We start from the raw sequence: 17,315 nt of genomic DNA, 5'->3' as shown, positions 1-17,315 counted from the left end.
TTTATATTTAAAAATCCAATTGAATTTTAACGATCAATTAAAAAATAAAGTATCGTAATATTCTGCAACAGCTGTGATTTCATCTTTATTTAAATTTGGAATCAACTTATCAATTGCCATATGCACTGCTTTGCCTACAGCAGATGCGCCAATATCCGCAGCCTTACGTTTGATCATACCCAAATCCAGCGTTTTATTAAAATCACGCATAAAATGGTTAATCGTCGCATCTGAGAATTGTTTGAATTGTTCAGACAATACAGCGCGATTTACATCCCCATTTGCTTGAACTTCAGCAAAACTATTTTTGAGATTGGTGACTAAACTTGCGTCTAAATTCACACCGACACGGAATTGGCCTTGTGGATCTTTAAATAGACTACGTTCTGAAAACTCTACAGACTGACGAACCACATCATTGTCTGCCTTACTTAACAATTGTTTAAGTAACACAGCAACAGTCGATTTGACATAGCCTGCTAATTTTTCAGCAGTATCTCGTTTGTCACTTGCAGGGAAGCGACGAACAAGTTCAATCAAAAGCGTATCAATAATTTCTTCATTAATGAGTAAGGCAGTTTGATCACGTAAAGGATAAAGTGGTTCGTTAGAGTTTTTTTTCTCAATACCGGTCTGAATGTTCTTTAATAGTTCTTCAGAAGGTACAAAACCAAAAAAAGGCATGTTTTCAACCTCAATGTTTATTGTCGCGCCAATCGAATTGGGCTTGGCATCCATGATTCATCAGATACACGACATGGGTTAATATCTAAACCGCCACGACGTGTATATGTTGCATACACCATCAGCTTTTCAGGTTTTAAATTTTGCCAAATATCGGCAAAAATTTGTTCCACGCATTGTTCGTGAAAACCGTTATGCTGACGATACGAGATAATATAAGCTAAAATACTACGATAACAAGGTTTTTCGCCTTGGTATCGGATAAAAACAGTGCCCCAATCAGGTTGTCCAGTCACAGGGCAATTGCTTCTCAATAAGTGTGAATACAGTTGAATTTCAACGCTTTCACCGTGTTGTGTATTTTCTTGATCAAAGGCCAAAAGGCTTGCATTTGGATGATTGACCAGCTGGTCAGGTTCTTGATCATCAATACAAATACCCGTTGGTTTGCTAATCTCTAAATCATCAACTTGAAATAAAGTTAGCGTCACTGGGGCTTGTGCAGCAGCAGATAAGTCTTTTTCAACGGTATTGATAAAAGCTTGATGAGAGTCAAACTGGGTAAAGTTCATACTATTAAAGTAGAGCTTTAACGACTTTGATTCAATCAAATTTGGTGATGTTGCTGGGAGTGCAATACGCCCAATGGCAACTTGCGGGATCCCTTTGCTATTGAGCCAAGAAATTTCGAATACATGCCACCAATCTTGACCTTTATATATACCCGCTACATCCGCATATTGCTCACGCGCTTGTGCACGCGCGATCGGGAAAAGAACTTCGGGTTGATAGGTAGTTGGGTAATCGGTTTCTTTACCCAATAAAGATTTTTCAACAGACATTATTCACGCATTCCTGAACCACGAGAAAGTAAATAGTAAGCAATCGCATACAGTACGCCACAGAATAGAGTCACAATAAGTAAAGACAATGAAACATTGACATCACTATGACCTAAAATTCCGAAACGGAAAGCATTGACCATATATACAATCGGGTTAATTAAAGACAGATTTTGCCAAAATGGACTTAAAGCACTAATCGAGTAAAACACACCGCCTAAGTAGGTGAGGGGTGTTAATACAAAGGTTGGGATAATCGAAATATCATCAAACGATTTTGCATATACAGCATTGATAAAACCACCTAAAGAGAACAAGAGTGAGGTAATAATAACGGTATATATCGTGACGAAAATATTATGGATATAAAGGTCAGTAAAGAACAAACTCATTGCAGTGACAATTGCCCCAACAAGAACACCACGAGCAACACCACCAATCACATAACCACACAAGACCATATGTAATGGAACTGGGCTCATGATCAGTTCTTCGATGCTTTTTTGGAATTTAGCACTAAAGAAACTTGAAGATACATTGGCATAACTATTTGTAATCACCGCCATCATGATGAGACCCGGCACGATGAATTGCATATAGCTAAATCCACCCATTTGCCCAATACGAGAACCGACCAAATTACCAAAAATCACAAAGTACAAGCTCATGGTGATCGCAGGCGGTAATAAGGTCTGCGGCCAAATGCGCATAAAACGGCGGATTTCTTTTTGAACTAATGTATAGAGTGCAATACGTAGTTGAGTAAAATTCATTCTACAACTCCTTCAAGATTTTTCTCAACCAGTTTCACAAATAACTCTTCAAGACGATTTGATTTATTGCGCATACTGCGAACACGAATGCCTTGCGCTTCTAAAAGTTGAAATAAATCATTTAAAGAATGCGCTTTATCCATCGTGACTTCTAAGGTCATGGGGTCAATCAGATTAAATTTCACACCAATGATATCAATCATGATCGGTTCAATCGGATTTTCTAAATCGAAAATAAAAGATTCTTCACTCAATTGGTTTAAGAACGCTTTCATCGAGGTATCTTCTTTGATAACACCACGGTCAATAATCGCAATCTGACGACAAAGCATTTCTGCTTCTTCTAAATAATGCGTGGTTAAAATGATCGAAGTGCCTTTTTCATTCATTTCTGTAAGGAAATCCCACATTGAACGGCGTAACTCGATGTCTACACCTGCAGTGGGTTCATCTAAAATCAAAAGTTTAGGTTCATGCATCATGGCACGCGCAATCATTAAACGGCGCTTCATACCACCAGACAACATACGCCCTTGAGTATTACGCTTATCCCATAAACCTAATTTTTCTAAATATTCTTCAGCACGTTGTTGTGCAATTTTAGGCGGAATACCGTAATAACCCGCTTGAGTGACTAAAATGTCAAAGATCTTTTCAAATTGACCGAAGTTAAATTCTTGAGGAACAACACCTAGACATTGCTTTGCATGTGAAGGATGGGTATCTAAATCATGACCAAAAATTTCCACAGTACCCGAGGTTTTCCGCGCCAAGGAACTGATAATACTGATTGTTGTCGATTTACCAGCGCCATTTGGTCCTAAAAGTGCATAAAACTCTCCTTCTGGAACAGTCAAATTGATTCCTTTGAGTGCTTGGAATCCATTTCTATAGGTTTTAGATAAATCTCTTAACGTCAGAGCATCAGTCATGAAATTCTCACTTGGTTTATGGAGTGTGTATTGTGAGCGATCTTTTTAAATAAACCAAGTAAGTTAGGAGGAATTCTGCATTGCAAATATGCAACATTGCTTAAAGCATGAGCATCAATCAAAAGAGTTGTTTTATAAATGCTTTACCTCGCGGTTTTTTTTGTTATGATGTGCCTTCTCAATTTAAGCGCCCATAGCTTAACTGGATAGAGTGCAGGTTTCCGAAGCCTGTGGAGTGGGTTCGAGTCCCGCTGGGCGTACCAGATTTATAAATAAAATCAATAGTTTAGTGAATATCTTGGCGTAAAATTGGCACATGATCACTGAAATCTCGTGATACGATAAGAAAATAATTCAGGAATTTCTTGCTCATATAAAATTTCTTGCATAGCCAAGCGACTAATTAAAGGCGCGAGAGTGACTGCTGCATGCATTGAAATGAGATAAAGTCCAGAGTCATCATTCATCGTACCAACAATGGGCATATCATCGAATGGGATAGGGCGCATTCCTACAGCCACGTGATCAACAGTTATAGATGATGCTAATGCTGGTGCTATCGTATTAAAATGTGCCTGAATAGTTTTTAAAGCATTTAGAGCGATCAGTTCTGGCGTATTGACTGCTGTGTCATCGATATAATCTTCTGCCGCTAAAAAATGTTCTGAATCAATCGAACGAATCTCCATCTCTGGTGTTGAGATAATATGCTGTGCGAATTGATCTGATTTTTCATGCTTAAAGCGAATAATAATAGCTGGCAAAGATGCTAAAGGTAATTCGATATTGATGGTTTGCAGTAAATCCTTATTAACCACTCCCGCTGTTAAAACGACTTTATCCGCAACATAATCCTTATCTTGAGTACGCACACCGATCGTTTGACCTGATCCATTTTGTAATATTTTAGAAACTTCCGTTTCTGGACAATAAGTTACACCTTTTTTAATGGCATCCTGAAGCAGCGTTTGAATCACCCAGATAGGATCTATCGCACCTTCTTCGCCAGCAAATGCAACCACATTCGGCGCTTTATCAAGCAAAGGTTCTTTTTTTGCAAGATTCTCTTTTGTTAAAGATTCGACATTAAAAGACTGCTCACTGTGGGATTGGATAAATTGTAATGTCTCTGCATTCGTTTCCTGCCAACTAATGGCACCTCGCCAATGAATTTTCAATGCGCCACGCATCTCTGCATCTAATCTTCGCCATTCATTCAAGGATTGTGATCGTAGTTTTTGGTAGGCATCAGGACGCCCATATGAAACATTAAGCCATGCAAAAGAATGTTGGGAAACACCGCTTCCTGCCTGCTTTTGATCTAATAATGTCACTTCTGCATCAGAATAAGTGACGAAATACCATGCTAGAGTAACGCCAACAATACCAGCACCAACAATAACAATCTCTTTTTCTTTCATTTTGAGCTTCTGTCGCATTAATAAATCAAATTTCATATTATTTTGAATATGATAAAATGATTCTATCAAAGAATTAAAAAATTGGAGTGATTTCATTCTTTGCGTTATTGGTTGCATTACAAATATTTTTATGAATTATTAAATAGTTATTTTTTTATTAATAGACTTCTTTTATAAGCCCATTTTAAAACATAGATCGAGATAAAATCCCCCTCATCCTAGCCTTCTCCCAGTGGTAGAAGGAACTTTCAATACCAATATGATTCACTCTACATGATCATTTTTTGATTTATGAAAGTTCTTTAATGTACCGTAAAATAAAATTGCATTGTTAAGTAGGTACAAAGATAAGAATATAAATCTCAGCTTATAAGAAAAATCCAGAAAAGCTAAAAAATGATGGCGGCGGCTTATACCTTTATAGATGGCTGAATTAGAAGATGAAGATATTGCCATTTTGACTATATAAGCCTTATCAAAAAAAATACACCATTCTAAGTATTTATATTTCCTCCAAGCTTTATTTGAACACTTACTTAAAAATCCAGTGATGAATATCCTGAGTCATATAGCTCATATCAATTAGCCAAAGCTATGTAAACAAAAATATTTATACCTCAATGTGGTGTACAGCAAAAAATTTTTACAGATAAGACATTGTTGTAGATGGATTGGAAATCCACTTAAGAGGGCAAAGACATGAACTTAGTCAAAATTTGGAATAAAGCAATCAAAGGTAAGCTCTATGTAGTGGGTGATATTCATGGTTGTTACGACTTGCTGATGAGTCGCTTGATTGAGATAGGCTTTAACTTTGAAAACGATTTATTGGTTGCTGTTGGTGATCTAGTTGATCGTGGTATTCAAAATATTGAGTGTGTGAATTTAATCGATCAACCCTGGTTTACTTCAATTCGAGGGAATCATGAAGACTTATGTATTAAAGGTTTGTTTAATGAGTCCTTTGGCCGTTGTCATATTGCCAATGGAGGAGAGTGGTTTTATGATTTGGATGCTCAAACTCAACATAAAATTATAAATAAATTTAATCAGTTACCGATTGCACTTGAAATCACACATCAAGGTCGTAAGTTTGGTTTTGTACATGGGCATATTGAGCAAAATGATTGGGATTTGTTTAAGTATAATCTTAATCATTTTGATGCTGTCAGATATGCAATTGAAGCTAAGCGATTACCTACAGACGCTGCAATGTGGGGCAGAGAACGCTTTGATTTAAAGAATCCAAAATATACTAAAGTTCAAGGTGTGGATCTGGTCATCATGGGGCATACCGTCACAACAACGCCCATCAAGCGAGATAATTGCTACTACATTGATACAGGTGCAGTGTATTGCGGAAGTCTGACAATTTTAGATTTGAGTAAGATTTAAGAGATGAGGATCGACATCACCATGAATATTATGGCTTGATCAATAAGCCTTTTACAATAGTCAAAAAATAAGCAGTTATAAAGGGTGATTTATAAGAGTTTAGTGTTATGCAAAACTTTCAAAAATCATACTTTTGCAAGAGCACGATGAATTTGTCATGGTAATTATTAACTTAATTGATTAAAATATGCACATAAGATCTGAAGTGGAGATCGGTTAATTATGTCTAAATCTAAAGTTCGCCATGTAGAGGTCAAAAAGGCTGCTATTGGTGAAAATGCAGATGTAAAAATTCGATACAGAAGAAATAAAAATCGTTTTTCTACAGCGTTGAGTTTGGCATTACAAGCAGAAAAACTTTCAAAATCTTTTCATGCAGAAAGAGCTATGCTTAAGGCAGTCACTTGCAAAGATTTATTTTCTAATTCATTTGACGTAAATGTACTATTTGATGATGAGGCTAAAGTTTGGGTGGCTCAATGTGATAGTTTGAGCTTGGTCACAGAGTCAAAAACATTTGAAGAATTAATAAGTAATGTAAAGCTTTTAGCTGCGGAATTGATAGAATTAAATGATATCTCCGTCGAATCAAACAAATTCACACTGAATTATAAAATAACAGAGTCTGTGGTGCTTTAATATGGGTGCTGGGTTCTACGATAAAGTTATTGAAATACTATTATTGTATGGTTGTAATTTTGAAAGACAAGGCAAAGGTAGCCATGAGATTTGGTACAGTCCAATAACAGATAGAAAATTCCCAGTAGCAGTTACAATTGAATCAAGACACACTGCAAATGGTATTTTTAAACAAGCGGGCATCGATGAAATATATCTAGTACTAACCCACTTAACCAAGTGGGTTTTTTATTGGAGCTAATTTTTGAATAATAAAAAATTCACACATCTTTGTGATTTAAATGGTCACTCAGCCAATTAAAATTTAAATATTTTGACTTAGAAATTTGCAGCTGCTTAAGAGGAGAATATCTCAGTAGGCAAAAACAATAGAAAGGTATGATGGTCGTATCAAAGAACATCAATCAAAGACGCGATTTTACAAAATAAAGCCTCTTATTCACCTTCATATTGAGTATTTTTCACCAATTAAAAGCAAGCTATAGCACTTGTTATATATTGCCACTGACAAATAAAATGAAACCCTAGTAAAATAGTAGGTATTCCTCCTATTACCGAATAATCGGTTTTTGCCTGCATTCTTTCCCCAAAGATGCAGGTTTTTTTTGCCTTAATGCTTCAATTATTCATAGCATAGCCTTAGTGGGCTGTTTTTTTAATAAAATCCTTAAGCGGTTAAGGATTTTGAATTTTGCTCAAAGTTCATAAAATAGAGCTGAATGCGGTAGTATAGTGATTAACGACAAGAGTAATCATTACGATGAATGAAACCTTTACATATTTGTATACCCACGTGGGTATATTTGGGTCCTTACCTACACACAAAGTATTTACCAGCGATAAGAGCAATAGAACAAAATTAATTTTTGCTGATAACACATTTATTTACAGTTTAATTTCTTCTTGGGCCTTAAGTAACTCTGATTTTGATAGTGGAAAAGTGACATGGAAAGAAGAGCCACAAGGCTATCTAGAAAATGAAATAAAAAAATTAGCGATTTATAAAGCGAATCATCCCTTATTTATCACTGAATCATAAGTTGATGTAGTCACTAGAGTGAAGTGACCGCTATTTTAAATATTGATGAAAGATAGAGCAAAATATTGAAGAATACCTTACAGAAATGTGAGGTATTTTTAATCGCTTAATTTTTCTTAACTCGCCAAAAAATGTCATAAATGAGTGTTATATTGTTTAAAACAATTGAGGGGAGCCAACATGGGTATCGATCTAAAAGAACTCAATAAGCAAATTGATGATTTTAAAGAAAGTAAGGATCCACAAAGATTAGTTATTGGTTATAAAACTTATTCTAAATTAATGAAAGAGAATAAGTTTTTAGATAAGATCAGCAAAGATGTGAATGACCCAATGATTAGATATTATAAAGAAATAAAGATAAAAATAGTCACAGAAAAGCATTTTTTTGAGATTGAGTAGCTGAATAAGCAATATAAGTTGAAATGAGTGGTAAATAATGAAGTTTGTGGTGAGGCGCTTAAAGCGTCTTTTTTTATAGCAAAAAATTGTTATAGATACTAAGAGGTATTTATAGACAGGGAAGTATCGATAAGAAAAGGTAAGAGAGAAGTAATTATTGCAAAATGTTTTACTATTTAAGCAGCTTACTAAGCGATAGATTTTAATGTGATTTATTTATCCATATTAATGATTGAAAATTTCACGTTATTAGTGTATAAAAAATCAACAACAATAAAATAAGGGTGATTACATGATATCTAAATCTATAAACATCGCATTCTTCTTTTCTATGTTTATTGTTCTTACTTTACTTATCCATTTATTTGGTAATATCCCTTTAGGGATATGGGTGTATAAGTAAATACAAATGGACCTAAAAGCTCATCACAAGGTGGGCTTTTATGAATTTTAATATGTTGAAATGTGTTGAAAATAATTTTTCTATTATGTTGCGGATCATATATTGATAGATGCTTAGAGATGCTTTGCTCTTTAACAACTTGGGTCATGGCATAAAAATTAACGATGTCTGGTGTTAAATATGATGTTGTGGATTTGGCAAAAGAGATTCAATCTAATCACTCCAAAATTCTCTGTTCTTATATTTTTCTATGCATACACAAAAACAATGCATAAAAGTATAAATATTGTGTGAATAGAATACTTAAATAGGGCTTTTTGAGATATATATTGAATAAAGGTTGTATTACTTGCCTTTAAGGCGTATAAAGTCACTTCGTTGATGCGGGATGGAGCAGTCTGGTAGCTCGTCGGGCTCATAACCCGAAGGTCGTTGGTTCAAATCCAGCTCCCGCTACCAACGAAAAAAGATTCAAAGTTTATAGCCTAGTTTGCTTCATGCTTACTAGGTTTTTTTATACTTAAAATTTATTGCATTGAATTTAAGCGCTTTAGAATAGCAAAGATATAAAAAGCGCACTCAATCAATCTGCTTATTTATGCTGGGTATTTGAAGATAAGTAGAATAGTGTTATTTAATGAGTTTTCACTTTTAGCTTAAGTATTCTATGGCTCAATCTAATCTATATAAATTACCTGCTAAATATTGGATGGGCCGAATAGCAATTGGATATGGCATTGGCTATTTTGAGGGAGCTGTTGGTGATAACTCTCCACATCGTCATCACGCACATCAGTTAAGCTTTGCAAAACAACAGGGAGAGCGGATTCAAGTTATTGCTGATGATTATTGTATATGGAGTAGTGGGGTCTATATCGCAGCAAATACTTTACATCATTTGCAACCAGGAACTTACTGTTCGATCTATATTGATCAAACACATTTTCTTGCTGATGTCATTCAGCATTATTTACAAGCTTACCTACAACCAGACTCGTCGATTATGATATTGCCTGAAAGTTTGGTGGCTATTCTTAGAGCATGTTTTATAGAACAAAATCAAACATTTGAATCTTTCCAAAAGCTTTTAAGTTATTGCAGTGAATCTAATTTCAAAGCTCAGTCAGTTAGAGAAGAGCGTCTTGCAAAATTTCTTATTCTCAACCATCAACAGAATTTGACAGTGAAACAAATCGCCATACAATTCAATCTTTCAGAAAGTCGTTTTAGTCATTGGTTTAGTGACAATTTTGGTATTTCTTATCGTAGTTATCGGAAATGGTTACGCTTATTACAAAGCTTTCAAGCCATAGATCAGGATATTAATTTAACCAGCATCGCTCACCACGCTCATTTTTCTGATCAGGCGCATTTTAGTCGAACCTGCAAACAAATGTTTGGCATTCAACCTTCACTATTAAAATTTATTCCATCCATTGAGCAAATGCCAATATTACTTTTGTCATATTAAAAGCTATAAGTGATATAGCGGTTTCGTTCAATTTTTCTATCCAGCCAGTCAGCATACTCCTAAAACGTATTCTGTTGAATGGAGTTATAAATGAGCGCTTTTGTTAAAATATCTCTGCGATATTTATTTTATCCGCTTTGTATGCTGTTAACCGTATGGATGATGATGTTCATCGTCTCAGGGCAAGTTCCGTATTGGCCAAGTTCAATATTATTCATCTTGCTAAGTGGCGTAGTGATTGCATGGGTTGAGTATTCTTTGCCTTATCAAGCAAAATGGCTGGATACACATCAAGATTTTGTTACAGATATCATCCATGCAATTTTTAATTTATTTTTGATCGTTTCTGTCTCAAAAATTATTGAATGGTTTGATCTTTTCCGATTTGTTCCACGATTATGGCCCGACCATATTTCGGTATTTTGGCAGATATTGATTGTTGCTGTGGTGATTGATTTTGGACTATGGTTCATGCATTACCTAAGCCACAAGTATCGGTTTTTATGGAAATTGCATGCGATTCATCATCAATCACGCCGTTTATATTGGTTAAATGCTGAAAAGCGGCATCCCCTGAGTGCAATCGTACTTGCTGGACCTAGTTTGATCATCCTCGCGCTTTTTGGGGCTCCAAGTTTGCTGATTGGTTGTTGGATGATATTTATGGCCGTGCATTTGTTTTTTCAGCATGCAAATATTGATTATCGTGTTGGTCCTTTCAAATATATTTTTGCTGTAGCTGAAGTACATCGCATCCATCATAAACATGGATTTGGTCGTAAGAATTTCGGAGAAGTGTTCATATTTTGGGACATCTTGTTTAGAAGTTTTCACTATGAAGATCAAAAAATTAAAGATGATCAAGTTGGTGTGCGTAGTCAAATACCCAACCAATATTTGGCTCAACTCCGCTGGCCATTTAAAAAGTAACCCTAAAGTAAGCATAAGAAAAATTGATGTATAGAACATTGGTATTTTTTTCTTGTGAAATAGAAAGCCAATTGGTTTTCTATCAATGATCGAGAAAGTAAGTTATTTGAGAAAGCTCTCAAATGAGAGCTGTTCTAAATAGATAAGTCATTCTTTATCCATAATAAAGTTAAATATGTATAAGAAGGCTTGATTATTTATTTTTTTCCTGTAAAGTAAAGCCAACTAGAAAAAAGTCATGTTTTGGTAAATCTTCTCTAAGTATCGCAGTTTTAGTCATAATCCTTCGTTTTATTCAGATTTTAAGTTCAATTCTTTATTATTTTCGACGTTATCACTAGTCATAAAATGGCTTAAAATTTTTAAATCTCAGTAGGATTGATTATGTCAAACTCAAATGTTGTTAAAGGTACAGTTAAATGGTTCAACGAAACTAAAGGTTTCGGTTTCATTCAACAAGAATCAGGTCCAGACGTTTTTGCTCATTTCAGCGAAATCGCTAACTCTGGCTTCAAAACTCTTGCTGAAGGTCAACAAGTTGAATTCAGTATCACTCAAGGTCCTAAAGGTCCTAACGCTGTAAACATTACTCCGCTATAATTCAGAGTAAGTTGTAAAAAAAGCACGATATCGTGCTTTTTTTAACGCTAAATTTTTATTTTAATTCATATTTATACATTTCAATTATTTCTATAACTTTTTATCCTAGTGTCAAAGCTATATTTATACTGAAACACCGGACCTATTTAAAAAATCCATCATTCACCTATCAGCAAAAAATTTAAGCAAATCTAATCAATTGCTGTGTAAAGCTTGCCTTTTCTATGCGGGGGGACTGTGTGGCTGCTGTGCTATTTCTAGATCAATAAACAAAAAGAAACCCGCATCATGCAGGTTAGTAGGGCCTTTCTTTATTGTCTATAGACCACTCTCTCCAATGGTCACGGATACTATACATCTGTTCTTTAATAATAAAAACGCAGTAAAATAGTCGAGATAAATGTATAGCGTCTTTCTGGTTGAATATGATTGATAAACCATAATAATTTAGATAAGTGAATAGAATCTAGTAGACTTTTCTTTGATGCCATATTTTAAAACGATTTAATTAAAAAATATTTAAAATCAGTTATATAGAATTTAATTTTTATCCTTCTTTGCGCGTAGCATTGGCTGGTGTTTTTCATTGTTTTATAGAGGCTGTATCTGTGAGCATACGAAGTCTCGATCATTGAGTGAATAAATTCTGATATTTGTAATATTGTAAAATTAAATAGCCGATGAATGGTATTGAAAGTGAGACTCTTGTTATGTAAATTAAGTTTAGCTAAACATATGTCACAAGTTTATATACCCACTTACTCTATCGGTGGGTATTTTTTTATACAGACAATGGAAGGGTTGACGATAATTTAATTTTAAAGTAAATTTAAATTGTTATTTTACTAATAATAAATAACAAAAATCCTTAGTCAGCGCAAAATTAAGGTAAAGCCTTACAGAAATGTAGGGCTTTTTTTATCAGCTCAGCGCAAGTTTAGAATAAATCCGTTTTTGAGGCTGATGATTGGTCTACATACTAGAGTGGACATTGGTCTTTAAAGCAGCTTTGCAAGTACCGAAGCAGGGGATTGTTTAATTGTATTCAAGTAAATGAGTATTATTGTTGAAGTATCAATATTGATGCATTTGCACTAATAGAAGCCAAAAGCTAGCGTACATCTGAACCAACTTAAGTAATGAATATTTTATTGATATGACAAGTAAAAATGAATTTGTTAAATTAAGTGAACGATACAAAGGATGGTAATGTGATGAAAAAATTAATTTTAGCTGGGAAGCTGGTTGAGGCAACCTTAGAGGGTGACCATGTCACAAGATTACTCATCGGAAATTTAGTCAGTTTTCTAATAAAAAATGGAACAGTGAATTATGAAGACTATTTTCAATTTACCCAACAAACAAAAAAATACTTGATTGAAACGTCTGAGGATAGCAGTGAATCCAAAGTAAAAATGATTGAAAGTATTTTTGATCTTCATCTTGATGATTTAAAGGAGATAAAAGCAATAGATCCTAAAAAACCTGTGTAGCATCAAGACGCAATCTTTTTGATAAGCACTTAAAATGTAAGTAAATAAAAATTTTTATAATAATTTACTGTTTTTGCAGTATATTGAATTGCGTTTGATGTACAAGCATAAATTTAATAATCATTGAATGTTTTGGTTAGCAGTTTTAGCTGTTTTTATTTAATTTTTTAAGGTGTTTTTTATGAATAAACTCGACATAAATGTAAAGGATCAATTTGGAAAGTGTTACGCAGTTGAGGCAACATTAGATGATGTTGTGATAAATCCAAATAAAACTCATGAACGTATCAAATATATTATTGTTGAAAATGAACTTTTGCGTCCTAACTTCGAAATGCTTTTTGAAAGCAGCAAGAATGGTAAAATTTATAAGATTTTGGAACCTATGATTTAAATCGAGCCACCTACGGGTGGTTTTTTAATCGCTTCAAGTTATATAGCGACTAAGGCAAATCTTCGCTGTTGATTTGAACATTGTATTGCAGCACGCTTTGGCTAATTTTTGTTACATAGTTTAATTTAATTAATAAATAAAGGCTGATATACTTTTTTTGAATTGCTGTGCGACTCACACATCATTCATGCGCCTCCAAAAAATAAGCCCACTTTTTAGTGGGCTTTCTAATGCTATATTAATGACTGGTTGAATTAAATTATTATTTGGGTAAGCGCTAAAGATGCCTTGATGAAGATAAAAGTATAATAGATCGCTATCGAAATATTAGGTTTTTAATCTTAAGTAAAAGGTTAAGCTGTTGTGTTTTGAAGTTAAAAGAGCATACGATAATCAGTCAACAATGAATGGTTTTAGCGTGTTCTGGATGCTCATCAATAATTCTTTTAAACATATATAGAATAAAGGTTGTATTCCTTGTCTTTAAGGCGTATAAAGGTGCTTCGTTGATGCGGGATGGAGCAGTCTGGTAGCTCGTCGGGCTCATAACCCGAAGGTCGTTGGTTCAAATCCAGCTCCCGCTACCAACGAAAAAAGATTCAAAGTTTATAGCCTAGTTTGCTTCATGCTTACTAGGTTTTTTTTATGCTTTTAAATCAGTTAGCTTTAGAAATTTATAATCAAAGCGCGGATAAATACCGTGAAAAAATGACAATTGAAGGCGCATTTCAACTTTGTTGTCTAAGTTAAAATAAAAATAATATGTAAAGTATGCTTTACATGGTGCGCTATTTGATCTAAATTTGTGTAAAGCTTACTTTACATGATTGCCGTATGAAAAAATATAGATCTCTGATTGAGTTTAGTGCATCAATACTGCTTTATGTTGTTGTGCTTATTTGTTCATTAAATTATTTAAAGAATGACGATATCCGTTATTCAACACAAATTTTTGTGACATTATTGCCGATAATTCCCTGTATTTTGGTGGGCTGGAGTGTACTCAGGCAATTAGCACGCTTAGATGAAATGCAACAACACATCCAATTACAAGCTTTTGCGCTCGCATTCGTAGGTACCGCACTGATTACATTTAGCTATGGATTTCTTGAAAATATTGGCTTTCCACATCTTTCTATGTTTTTTGTATGGCCTCTAATGGCAACGTTGTGGGGTGTTGGTATTGCAATTGGGAGCTGGCGTTATCGATGAAAAATATCTTATCTGAATTGAGAGCGCAGCAAGGTTGGTCTCAGCAACAATTAGCAGAATATTTGGGAGTCTCTCGCCAGACGATCAATGCGATTGAAAAACAGCGCTATGATCCTAGCTTACCTTTGGCATTTAAAATTGCGAAATTATTTAACCGATCAATTGAAGCAATTTTTAAAGATGAAGAAAGTTTTGACAATGAAAATGACGTTATAAAAGCAGAAAATTCTGCCGCTAAAAAATAGTGTATTTGAATATTTTTTTTAATATTATTTTATCGATTTGAGCAAGTACTACTAAGAAATGACCAATTTTTCTTATTGGGTTTAGTCAGTGAAATGGGCATAAGTGGTCCAGCTGAGCATAAATTTTTAAGTAAGCCTCCACTTCAGGAGGCTTGCTTTTGAGCAGACTTTCATTTGAAGCACATGAGTTTGACATGTGTATCTATAGTTACACTTTATAAAAAAATCAGTGAGCTATGGCTTAAAATCAATTGATTCCTAAAAATTGAAATGGCTTTGATGTTTTAAAATAAGCATTTGATTTCCCTGAATAGGTGATTGCTTGGTCTTTACCTAAGGTCAATTTTTTGGTTTGTCCATCTTTGAAATTAATCTCTTTTAAATCCACCCAAAATACATTGGGTGATACTGCAGATTCAAAAAAGTAAAGGCTTCTCTTATGGTCAACCACAGTACGCCAACGTGTAGAAGAAATATTTGGTTCTTCCGCTGTATTTAATCCAAAGGGTACAGAGACATTTCTGATTACACCAAAAACACTGGCGATAGAATGCTCAGGTGAAGCATTTTTAGGTATTGCATTGATATAAAATGATGCTCTTGCAAAGCGATCTGAGGCACGATTGGTTCCCGGTAGCATGACGGTTCCGCCGATTTGTTGCCAATAACTGTTCAGCGCCAATTGCTGATCAAAGATTGGGGAATTGGTCATCACCTGATATTTGCGGTTATGATGAATCACTTGCTTACCGTCAATGTACTCAATAATAGCACTATCACCAGATGCATCAGAAATAGAGAGGTGCAGGGTAGTGAGTCGTGTATCACCTGGAACAGTATCTGTAACAACAATAAAAGGCTGTTTTTCTAAAGCACGTACAGCTTCATCTACAGTTGCATAGTTGTCTAAAACATATTGTGCCCACAGTGAAATGCTCAGTGGTGGTTTGTTGTTCTTTTTCGGATCTGGATAATCAGATTCGACTAACCAGAGTAAGTTAGCCACTAATCCTTTTTCATTTACTCCATCTGTTGTGGATACGCCATAACCTGTTGCCACAACACTCCCATATTTAGACGCCCACTGAATAGAATTTGGACCAGCTAAGCCTGTACGTTTGACATTACTGGGTAAAATCCATAAATCTGTCCCTACGTCTTGTTTCCAGTCCATAGAGCGTGCAGTAATGACCTCATTATTGTCACCTAGATACACTACACGTGTACATGCAGTGCTGACTTCTGCTGCGACTAGAACGCCCGCAGCAAGTAATATCTTTTTCAAAGCATTATTCATTATCATTCCCTCTCAAAAAATTGGTAAATAAATGCCCAGAACAGGGCCTTGTTGTGGAATATTCCAATGAAAGTTATTGGATTTATAATTTTTTTCAAAAGCAAAGGCAGGTAAATTAATATTTAACTTTGTCGTAACATCAAAAGAATTGCTGAAGCATTTTGCAAAAGCAGGCTGATTCAAAATAATACCAATCGTTATAAATAAATATTTATTAAAGTTCATAAAATTTCACATTTTTTCTATGTGCTTAATTATTATACTAGCACTGATTTTTATATTTTAGATAGAAATATTTTAAAAAATTGTCCCCGCTAAAAAGGCGCTGACTTTATTGAATTTAAGATCTTTTAGCTTTATTGATTAATTTGTTCTATATTTATTATTTTAAATTACAGTAACTTGTGCGGATTCTGTGCTGTACATCTCTAGATGTTCAAGCCGATAGAAAAATCAAAATGTACGACATGATAAGTCGCTCTAAGATTGAAAAAGCACTGAATAAGTATTGTAATGGGCTCTCGTTATTTTCAGAATAAAGACTATGGCTAAAAAGCAAATAATTACATTTGATGAGTTTACGCGTGAACAGTTAATTTTTTCATTGAAAAAATATGCCTTAAAGGAACTAGACTTGGATCTAGGCAACTTTCCAGCACAGTTTTTATTTGATTTTATTGTAGACGAGTTTGGCCATCATTTTTACAATCAAGCGCTCAATGATACCCATGAATGGTTGGCAGAAAGATTCGCTCATTTAAATGAAGATTTATTTATTTTGTCTAAAGAAAAAGTAAACAAAGCAAAATAAACAACATCTTAGAAATCGTATCCAGCATGATTTCAGTACTTGATGTTATAAGGTCAGCAGTAAGGTTTCACTGATTTATGATCATTCATGCTGAGACGCTTTTAGAAAGCCCCATCTAAGTATTTTTGCATAGTGCTTACTCGGTTCTTTCGATAGAAGATTTATTAAGCCGATATCTGAAAAAAAGCTGATTGCTTATAGTGATCGCACCATCCAATTTAAATCCGAGTGGATAGAACCCTGTTCACTTTTTCCGTGTTGGCGTTAATAAAATCATGATCGAGTCAAAGCTCACCTCGTTAAAGGTCTGATTTATAATTTTATTAAAAATT

At 34.5% G+C, this 17,315-nt stretch carries 20 protein-coding genes and 3 tRNA genes; 16 read left to right on the top strand and 7 right to left on the bottom strand.

Annotation, left to right across the window (positions count from 1 at the left end; translation table 11 throughout):
- Positions 1–33: 33 nt before the first annotated feature.
- From L3V46_RS14810 to L3V46_RS14795, 4 genes are read right to left on the bottom strand one after another with little or no spacing between them, the layout of a single operon-like run.
- Entirely contained in the window at positions 34–684 is a 651-nt protein-coding gene (locus tag L3V46_RS14810; protein WP_004820022.1) for a hypothetical protein, read from the bottom strand.
- A gap of 17 nt (positions 685–701) precedes the next feature.
- Positions 702–1,526, bottom strand: a complete 825-nt coding sequence (queF, locus tag L3V46_RS14805; protein ID WP_239046115.1) for an NADPH-dependent 7-cyano-7-deazaguanine reductase QueF — start codon at positions 1,524–1,526, stop codon at positions 702–704.
- The gene (locus L3V46_RS14800) at positions 1,526–2,299 is read right to left on the bottom strand and encodes an ABC transporter permease (protein ID WP_004820027.1); all 774 of its coding nucleotides are present in this window, start codon (positions 2,297–2,299) and stop codon (positions 1,526–1,528) included. Before L3V46_RS14800 ends, queF begins: the two co-directional genes overlap by 1 nt.
- Entirely contained in the window at positions 2,296–3,231 is a 936-nt protein-coding gene (locus tag L3V46_RS14795) for an ABC transporter ATP-binding protein (protein WP_239046114.1), read from the bottom strand. Before L3V46_RS14795 ends, L3V46_RS14800 begins: the two co-directional genes overlap by 4 nt.
- A 187-nt stretch (positions 3,232–3,418) precedes the next feature.
- Between L3V46_RS14795 and L3V46_RS14790 the strand changes: the two genes are divergently transcribed.
- Positions 3,419–3,494 (top strand) — tRNA-Arg (locus L3V46_RS14790).
- Positions 3,495–3,551: 57 nt separating this feature from the next.
- Here L3V46_RS14790 and L3V46_RS14785 read toward each other — a convergent pair.
- A complete protein-coding gene (locus L3V46_RS14785; RefSeq protein WP_239046113.1) occupies positions 3,552–4,748 on the bottom strand; it encodes an FAD-dependent oxidoreductase in 1,197 nt (398 codons plus the stop codon).
- A 603-nt stretch (positions 4,749–5,351) separates the two neighbouring features.
- On the opposite strand from L3V46_RS14785, the gene L3V46_RS14780 reads away from it, so the two are divergent.
- The 14 genes from L3V46_RS14780 to L3V46_RS14715 all read left to right on the top strand — a co-directional run bounded on the left by L3V46_RS14780 (position 5,352) and on the right by L3V46_RS14715 (position 14,875).
- Positions 5,352–6,047 (top strand): metallophosphoesterase, encoded by a 696-nt coding sequence (locus L3V46_RS14780; RefSeq protein ID WP_239046112.1) that lies wholly within the window; start codon positions 5,352–5,354, stop codon positions 6,045–6,047.
- 222 nt (positions 6,048–6,269) lie between these two features.
- The gene (locus tag L3V46_RS14775; protein WP_239046111.1) at positions 6,270–6,686 is read left to right on the top strand and encodes a DUF1902 domain-containing protein; all 417 of its coding nucleotides are present in this window, start codon (positions 6,270–6,272) and stop codon (positions 6,684–6,686) included.
- A 1-nt stretch (position 6,687) separates the two neighbouring features.
- On the top strand, positions 6,688–6,927 hold the full coding sequence (locus L3V46_RS14770) for a type II toxin-antitoxin system HicA family toxin (RefSeq protein WP_239046110.1): 240 nt from the start codon (positions 6,688–6,690) through the stop codon (positions 6,925–6,927).
- A 519-nt stretch (positions 6,928–7,446) separates the two neighbouring features.
- Complete coding sequence (locus tag L3V46_RS14765) at positions 7,447–7,725, top strand: hypothetical protein (RefSeq protein WP_034614323.1); 279 nt, start codon at positions 7,447–7,449, stop codon at positions 7,723–7,725.
- A gap of 180 nt (positions 7,726–7,905) precedes the next feature.
- The gene (locus L3V46_RS14760) at positions 7,906–8,127 is read left to right on the top strand and encodes a hypothetical protein (protein ID WP_096733586.1); all 222 of its coding nucleotides are present in this window, start codon (positions 7,906–7,908) and stop codon (positions 8,125–8,127) included.
- A 785-nt stretch (positions 8,128–8,912) separates the two neighbouring features.
- A tRNA-Met gene (locus tag L3V46_RS14755) sits at positions 8,913–8,989 on the top strand.
- Positions 8,990–9,197: 208 nt separating this feature from the next.
- A complete protein-coding gene (locus L3V46_RS14750) occupies positions 9,198–10,001 on the top strand; it encodes an AraC family transcriptional regulator (protein ID WP_239046109.1) in 804 nt (267 codons plus the stop codon).
- 90 nt (positions 10,002–10,091) lie between these two features.
- A complete protein-coding gene (locus tag L3V46_RS14745) occupies positions 10,092–10,931 on the top strand; it encodes a sterol desaturase family protein (RefSeq protein WP_239046108.1) in 840 nt (279 codons plus the stop codon).
- A gap of 384 nt (positions 10,932–11,315) precedes the next feature.
- The gene (locus L3V46_RS14740; RefSeq protein WP_004721990.1) at positions 11,316–11,531 is read left to right on the top strand and encodes a cold-shock protein; all 216 of its coding nucleotides are present in this window, start codon (positions 11,316–11,318) and stop codon (positions 11,529–11,531) included.
- 1,214 nt (positions 11,532–12,745) lie between these two features.
- On the top strand, positions 12,746–13,024 hold the full coding sequence (locus L3V46_RS14735; protein ID WP_239046107.1) for a hypothetical protein: 279 nt from the start codon (positions 12,746–12,748) through the stop codon (positions 13,022–13,024).
- A gap of 181 nt (positions 13,025–13,205) precedes the next feature.
- Positions 13,206–13,418 (top strand): hypothetical protein, encoded by a 213-nt coding sequence (locus L3V46_RS14730; protein ID WP_004721987.1) that lies wholly within the window; start codon positions 13,206–13,208, stop codon positions 13,416–13,418.
- Positions 13,419–13,928: 510 nt separating this feature from the next.
- Positions 13,929–14,005, top strand: a tRNA-Met gene (locus tag L3V46_RS14725).
- Between the two features lie 247 nt (positions 14,006–14,252).
- Positions 14,253–14,630, top strand: a complete 378-nt coding sequence (locus tag L3V46_RS14720) for a hypothetical protein (protein WP_004820043.1) — start codon at positions 14,253–14,255, stop codon at positions 14,628–14,630.
- On the top strand, positions 14,627–14,875 hold the full coding sequence (locus L3V46_RS14715; protein ID WP_239046106.1) for a helix-turn-helix transcriptional regulator: 249 nt from the start codon (positions 14,627–14,629) through the stop codon (positions 14,873–14,875). The genes L3V46_RS14720 and L3V46_RS14715 overlap by 4 nt, the downstream gene beginning before the upstream one ends.
- A 247-nt stretch (positions 14,876–15,122) precedes the next feature.
- On the opposite strand, the gene L3V46_RS14710 is transcribed toward L3V46_RS14715, so the two are convergent.
- Together L3V46_RS14710 and L3V46_RS14705 are read right to left on the bottom strand one after the other, a co-directional pair.
- Entirely contained in the window at positions 15,123–16,172 is a 1,050-nt protein-coding gene (locus L3V46_RS14710; protein WP_239046105.1) for a linear amide C-N hydrolase, read from the bottom strand.
- Positions 16,173–16,184: 12 nt separating this feature from the next.
- Complete coding sequence (locus L3V46_RS14705; protein WP_239046104.1) at positions 16,185–16,397, bottom strand: hypothetical protein; 213 nt, start codon at positions 16,395–16,397, stop codon at positions 16,185–16,187.
- A gap of 319 nt (positions 16,398–16,716) precedes the next feature.
- Here L3V46_RS14705 and L3V46_RS14700 point away from each other — a divergent pair, with 319 nt between their 5' ends.
- On the top strand, positions 16,717–16,983 hold the full coding sequence (locus L3V46_RS14700) for a DUF2164 domain-containing protein (protein WP_004820051.1): 267 nt from the start codon (positions 16,717–16,719) through the stop codon (positions 16,981–16,983).
- The last annotated feature ends 332 nt before the right edge of the window (positions 16,984–17,315 follow it).

This window comes from Acinetobacter sp. AG3 (assembly GCF_022343575.1).
GTDB classification, from domain to species: domain Bacteria; phylum Pseudomonadota; class Gammaproteobacteria; order Pseudomonadales; family Moraxellaceae; genus Acinetobacter; species Acinetobacter guillouiae.
This window is presented reverse-complemented; position numbering and strand designations above follow the sequence as displayed.